This is a genomic window from Candidatus Accumulibacter aalborgensis, assembly GCF_900089955.1.
Lineage (GTDB): Bacteria > Pseudomonadota > Gammaproteobacteria > Burkholderiales > Rhodocyclaceae > Accumulibacter > Accumulibacter aalborgensis.
The window spans coordinates 23,408-29,790 of the sequence record NZ_FLQX01000019.1; the positions used below are offsets into that span (position 1 = coordinate 23,408).

The 6,383-nt window shown below is 66.3% G+C and carries 4 protein-coding genes; all 4 read left to right on the top strand.

Annotated elements, in window-relative coordinates:
• The first annotated feature begins 220 nt into the window (after positions 1-220).
• The 4 genes from ACCAA_RS02465 to ACCAA_RS02480 are packed head-to-tail and all read left to right on the top strand — an operon-like array spanning position 221 to position 6,330.
• Positions 221-2,281, top strand: a complete 2,061-nt coding sequence (locus ACCAA_RS02465; RefSeq protein WP_186405665.1) for a GumC family protein — start codon at positions 221-223, stop codon at positions 2,279-2,281.
• 6 nt (positions 2,282-2,287) lie between these two features.
• Positions 2,288-2,986: a response regulator transcription factor gene (locus ACCAA_RS02470; protein WP_186405666.1), complete on the top strand. Its 699-nt coding sequence runs from the start codon at positions 2,288-2,290 to the stop codon at positions 2,984-2,986.
• On the top strand, positions 2,983-4,635 hold the full coding sequence (locus tag ACCAA_RS02475) for a FecR family protein (protein ID WP_186405667.1): 1,653 nt from the start codon (positions 2,983-2,985) through the stop codon (positions 4,633-4,635). Before ACCAA_RS02470 ends, ACCAA_RS02475 begins: the two co-directional genes overlap by 4 nt.
• Before the next feature lie 36 nt (positions 4,636-4,671).
• Complete coding sequence (locus ACCAA_RS02480) at positions 4,672-6,330, top strand: CHASE2 domain-containing protein (RefSeq protein ID WP_186405668.1); 1,659 nt, start codon at positions 4,672-4,674, stop codon at positions 6,328-6,330.
• The last annotated feature ends 53 nt before the right edge of the window (positions 6,331-6,383 follow it).

Sequence of the window (6,383 nt, forward strand, 5' to 3'; positions counted from 1 at the left end):
GGGCCGCTGCCAAGGCTCGCTGCACGCGCCAGAGGACGCTTTGTCGCCACCGTCCGAGTGAGCTCCGGTCCCAGCCCCCCTCTGTGCCGAATGAGCGCTTGACCAAAATCGACCGAGACTGAATACTCAAGGGCAACGCACGGGCTGCTCACCTGTCCTTCTGCCTCTCCTGTGCTCCTCTTGGTAACTCTCGTGACTCTGTAACTCTGGTGACTCTGCTATGCGAGCCTTGTCCTCCTTGCGCGGCTTTCTTGAACTCGATGTCAGTCCCGATGCCGATGGCGCCATGGCGGCCCAGCGCATCAACCGGCGACGCCTGAAAGTGTTTACCGCTGTTTTTGTCGTCGTCCTGTTGCCCGGCCTGGCCTGGGATTTCTCCCGGCCGGCCGAATACCGTGCCACTGCAAGGGTTCAGATCACTCCGGGGAGCACCGCGCCACGGCCTTCTCAGTCTGCCGTGGGGCCAGCCGAAGAGCCCTCCTCGCATGCGGCAGCCGAACTCCTGACCCAGGTCCAGGTGCTCACCAGCCGCCCCTTGCTGGCCCAGGTCGGCGAGGCGCTTGGCCGGGCCGGTCACCCGCTGGCCGGTGATCCGGCGGCGCAACTACAAGCCATGATCAGTGCGCTTCCGGTCGCCGGAACCGAGGTCGTCGAGTTGCGGGCGAGCGGTGCGCAGCCGGAACTGCTGGCGGCGGCGTTGAACGCACTGGTCGATGCCTATCGCGAGCAGATGAAGGTGGCCTATGGGGTGGCCGCGAGCGAAGGCCTGGCGCAGGCTCGCGAAGAGGTCGACCTGCTCGACAGGAAGGTCCGCGAGCGGCGCGAGCGGCTGGACGCTTTCCGCAGCCAGGGCGGAGGAATGTCACCCGAGCGGGAAGAAAACGAAGCCGTGGCCCAGATCAAGGGGTTGACCACGGCGTTGAACACGGCCATCGAACGCAGCGCAGTGGCCGACGCTCGCCTGCGCGCACTACGCGAATCCGTTGCCGGCGGCAAGGGTTCCAGCGCGGCCAAGGACGATCCGACCCTGGCCGCCATGGAGCAGCGTGCCTCAACGATTCGTGAAGAGATTCGCGACATGGAGCGGACCTACACCCCCAGTTTCATGGCCATGGATTCCCAGGCGCGTGCGAAGCGCGCGCGGCTGGTCGAACTGGAGCAACAGATCGAAACCCAGCGCGGGTCGAGTCGGCAGGCAGCGCTCGGCGCAGCACAGGAAGATCTGGCCAGCGCCGGGGCGACTGTGGAGCGTTTGCGGGCGCAGATCAGCGCCCAGCGCGCGAGCATGCAGACTTTTTCGCAGCGCTTCACGCAGGCGAAGGCGCTTGAGGACGATCTCGCCCAGATCGAACACGCCAATCGCGAGGCGCTGGAGCGTCTTGCCAGACTCGAAGCCAGTGAGCGCAGCCGTCTGCCGGTTTTCAATCTGGTCGAGGCGGCGAGCGCCCCCCAATCGCCGTTCCGTCCTGACTACCTGCGCGACGCCTTGATCGTTCTCGCCGCTGCTTTCGGATTCGGCCTGCTGGCCATGTGGTTCGTCGAGTTGTTCAATCGTCAGCCGGCCAGGTCTCAGGCGAGCACGACGGTGGTCTTCCCGCCGCAGTGGGGTCTGCCCGGCAGCGCTACCGGGCAAATCGCCGCCGTGGGCGCCGGTTTTCTGCCGGCACCGGATGCGCAGCATGCGCACGATGCGTACAACGCGCTGCCGATGGGTCTCCTGGCCGCGCAGCTACCGCCCTTGCGCGAGTTGACTCAGGCCGAGGTGCACGCCTTGTTGACGGCGTCTGCCGGCGAGGCGCGTTTCATTATCGCTGTCCTGCTCATGGGGCTGACGGTCAGCGAGACGATCGCGCTTCGCGAATGCGATTTCGACGCCGCCGCCGGCACGCTGCGGGTCACCGGCAGCGCCCCGCGGATACTGACTGCGCCCGCGTGGCTGGCTGGCTGCCGGCCGCCGACGAGCGGTGGCCAGGACGCTGCCTTGTTGCCGGATGCGGCCGGCGCAGCGATCTCCTCTGCCGACATCCAGTCGATGCTGGCGTGCGCTGCTTTCGACGCGGATCTCACTGCCGCCGCCAGCCTGACGCCCGAGGTTCTGCGGCACACCTGCATTGCCTGGCTGGTCCGCCAGGGCATCCGCTTCTCCGATCTGGCCTCGCTGGTCGGGCGACCGAGTGCGGATGCACTGGCGACCTACGCCGATCTGGCGCCCGAGGGTCCGCGGCTGGCGAGTACGGAAGTCAAACTGCTGATGCCCGCGTTGCAGGAGTTTGTCGGCTGAGTTGCCATGAGAATTGCCTATCTGGAAGACGACGCGGCGCAGGTAGCGACGGTCAGCGACTGGTTGCGGGCCGCCGGCTACGAAGTCGAGTGCTTCAACAGCGGCGTGGCCTGCGCGCAGGCGGTCGAACGCAGGCGTTTCGATGTCTGCCTACTGGACTGGCACGTTCCCGACCTGTCGGGCCTCGAAGTGCTCGCCCGTCTGAAGATCAAGCTGCGGCAGGCGATGCCGCCGGTCGTCTTTGCCACTGCCCGCGATAGCGAGGAGGATGTGGTCGCCGTGCTCACCGCCGGCGCCGACGACTACATCGTCAAGCCCTTGTCGTGTCCGCTGTTGCTGGCTCGTCTGCAGGCGGTCACGCGGCGCCAGAATGGGAACGCCGGCACCTCGCTCACGCAGGAGTGCGGCCGACTGACCGTTGACCATGGCCGCCGACAGATTGCCAGTGACGATCGTCTGGTCGTACTGACCGAGCGTGAAACCGATCTGGCGCTCTATCTGTTTCAGAATATCGGCCGCGCGCTGAGCCGGGAACTCCTGATTCAGGTCGTCTGGTCGCTGACGCCGGAGGTCGACACGCGCACCGTCGACGTGCATATCAGCAGCCTGCGTCGTAAACTCGAACTGACTCCGGAACATGGCTGGCGACTGGTGTCGATCTATGGCCATGGTTACCGCCTCGAACGAGAAAGGCATCCTTCGTGAACAAAGTCTCCTGGCCGAAGCTGCCGCTCGTCCTGCTGCTCGCCCTCTCGCTTCATGCCGGCGCAGCGCCGGTGGATCTTCAGGCCAAGCTGCCAATCTGGTGCTATACGGTACGGCCGGGGGATACGCTGATCACCATCGCCCAACGCTATCTGATCGATGTCGGCGACTGGCCGGCAATCCAGCAGGCCAACCAGGTGGCTGACTCCTACCGGCTACTGCCGGGGACGATGTTGCGCATACCGGTAGCGATGCTGCGCCGGACTCCGGCGGCGGTGACCATAGCGACCAGCAACGGTCCGCTGCGCTGGCGCCGTGAGGGAGGCGAGTGGCAGGCAGCAGCCACTGGGCAGCGGCTGCTGTCCGGCAGCACGCTGGAAACCCTGGACGATGCCAGCGCGCTGTTGTCCTTCGCGGATGGCAGCAAGCTGCTGCTGTCGCCCAATTCACAGATCGTCTTCAACTCGCTCGGTGCCTTTGCCGGTGGCCTGATGGTCGATACCCGCCTGCGTTTGCAGCGCGGTCAGAGCGACGTCATGGCCAACCCGGCGAAACGCGCCCATCAACGCCTGCAAATTCAGACGCCATCGGCACAGGCCATCGTGCGTGGTACCCACTTCCGGCTGGGTGTTGACGACGACGTGACGCGCGAAGAAACGCTGGCCGGGCTGGTCGGCGTCAATGGCGCCGGCAGGGGTGTCAGCGTGCCGCGCGGCAGGGGGACGGTTGCCCGTGCCGGCGAAGCGCCGATCGCGCCGGTCCCCTTGTTGCCTGCTGCCGACCTTTCTGCGTTGCCGGCACGGTTCGAGCACCTGCCGCTGCGCTTTCCTCTGCCGCAAGTCAACGGCGCCAAGGGCTGGCTGGGCGAAGTGGCCCCGGACAAGTCGTTCGATCGCCTGCTGCTCAGCAAAGCAGCGCGTGGCGAGGCACTTACTTTTTCCGATCTGCCCAACGGCGATTACGTGCTGCGTCTGCGTGCCGTCGACGGCAACGGGCTGCAGGGGCTGGACGCTGTGCACCACTTCGTCGTTTTCGCCCGACCGTTTTCACCAGGCCTGAATAGCCCCGGCGACTCGGCGACGATACGCAGTGCGCGCCCCATTTTTGCCTGGACCAGCGTGCACGAGGTGGCGCGCTATCGCCTGCAGGTGGCCGGCGAACCCGACTTTGCCCAGCCACTTCACGACTCGACCAGCGACGAGGATACCTGGGTCGCGCCCGACGATCTGCCAGCCGGCAAACTCTACTGGCGGGTGGCCAGCGTCGACGGTCGTGGCCAGCAGGGGCCATGGAGCGTCGCCGCGGGATTCACTTATAAACCGGGCCCTGGCCCGGTCGACCTTGGCCGGTCGGCGACCGAGTTTACCTCGGAGACGATCAGGCTCAACTTGCCGCCACCGCCCGACGGGCTGGACTACGAAGCGATCCTTTCGCTTGAGCCGGCGTTGGCAACGGTCCTCGCGCAGGCGTCATTGAGCGACGGAACGCTGGAGTTGCCGCGCCCGGACGGTGGCACCTACTACCTTGGCGTGCGCCTGCGCGATCGCAGCGACCAGACACCGGGCCCGGTTGCGGTACAGAAGATCGACGTTCCGTATAGCCGACTTTGGCTCCTGCCGCTGTTGCTGCTGGTACCGCTGGCGCTTTGACCAGTGTTGCCTCACCCTGCGGCCAGTGCTCTCGTCATGTCCGGCCAGACTCGTCTCGCTCGCTGGCTCAGTAGTGAAGTCGTGCGCGTCGCGCTGCTGTTGGCGCTGGTCGCCGTGTCGACCAGCGTGAGTGGCCTGTTGGTCAGGGTCGATCACCTGGTCTTCGACATTGGCCAGCGGCTGAACTGGCGCGATATGCCGGCCGACGTGCTGATCATTGCCATCGATGAAGACAGTCTCAACCGGCTCGGCCGCTGGCCGTGGCCGCGCGACCGGCATGCTCGCCTGTTGCGTACGCTCTGTGCCAGCAAGCCGGCAGCGATCGCAGTCGATATCGCCTTCAGCGAGATCGGTGACGATACGCAAGCCGACGCGGCGCTCGGTGATGCCGTGGCGGCTTGCGGCAACGTGGTCCTGCCGCTGGTCATTGAAGCCACCGCTGTCGGTGGCCAGTTGCTCGAGTCGCCGCCGTTTCATTCGCTCCTTGCTGCGGCAGCCGGTATCGGGCGAATCGGTGTGCGTCTCGACGAGGACGGCATCGCCCGTTCAGTGGACTTGCGCGAAGGTATCGGGTCGGCGACCTGGCCACTGCTGGCCGAAGAGGTCTTGCGCGTGGCACGGCAGTTGCCGGCCAGGCCGGTGAGCGGACCGGTGACCAGGCCGACTGCGGACGATCGCCCTGCGGCGAGCCATGCGTTGGTGCGCGAGCAGACGCGCCGCTTCGAATTCGTTGGCCCGCCGGGTACCGTGCCACGCTTATCGTACGCCAGCGTCCTCGAAGGGAGGGTCGCCCCGGAGATGTTTGCCGGCCGCATCGTCCTCGTCGGGGCAACGGCCGTTGGCCTCGGCGATTTTCTTCCGACACCCGTCTCGGCGCTCGACCAGCCGATGTCTGGCGTCGAGCTGCAGGCCAACGCGCTGCTGTCGATGCGCGACGGGCGTCTGATCAGGGTCCTGCCGCTCGGGCCGACACTGCTGGCGGCTGCGCTCCTGGCTGCCATTCCGCTGCTCTGGCTGCCGCGCCTGATGCCGCTGCCTGGGCTACTGGTCAGCACGCTGTGGGTCCTTGCCCTGGGGGCTGTCTGTGCGCGGCTGCCGGGCTTGTTGCAGTGGTGGTTTGCACCCGGTGGTACCCTCGTCGCTGCCCTGTTTGCCTTTCCGCTGTGGAGCTGGCGCAGACTCGAGGCAGCGTGCCGCCATCTGGACGAGGAACTGCGCCAGTTGCGCGCCGTCCTTCCCGACGGCCAGGAGAACGTGGCTTTTCCGGGCAGGATCGAGCAGCTCGGTTTCGAGCAGCGCATCGCCTGGGTTCAGGCTGCGCAGCGAACGATGCAGGCGCTCGAAGCTCAGCGCCACGAGGCGCTGACCTTGATCTCGCACGACCTGCGCGCGCCGCTGGCCAGTGTCGTCTGCCAGCTCGAAAGCGGCGCGCCGTGCGATCCTCAACAACTGTTGCCGCCGCTGCGCCGCGCGCTCGGCATGGTGCAGTCCTTCCTGTGGCTGGCGCGCGCCGAAGCGCTCGATCGCCGGCAGATGAAAGAGCTTGACCTCACGTCGCTGCTGCATCAGGCGGCCGACGAATCCTGGGCGCTGGCCGAGCATCGGCGCTTGCCGATCGTTCGCAGCTTGCCGGATGATCCGGTGTGGATCACGGGCAATTTCGAGGCACTCGAACGGAGCGCGGTTAACGAATAAGGATAGATCGTGCGAAGCCACGATCTGATCCGTTTGTTGGACGAGCCCGGGCC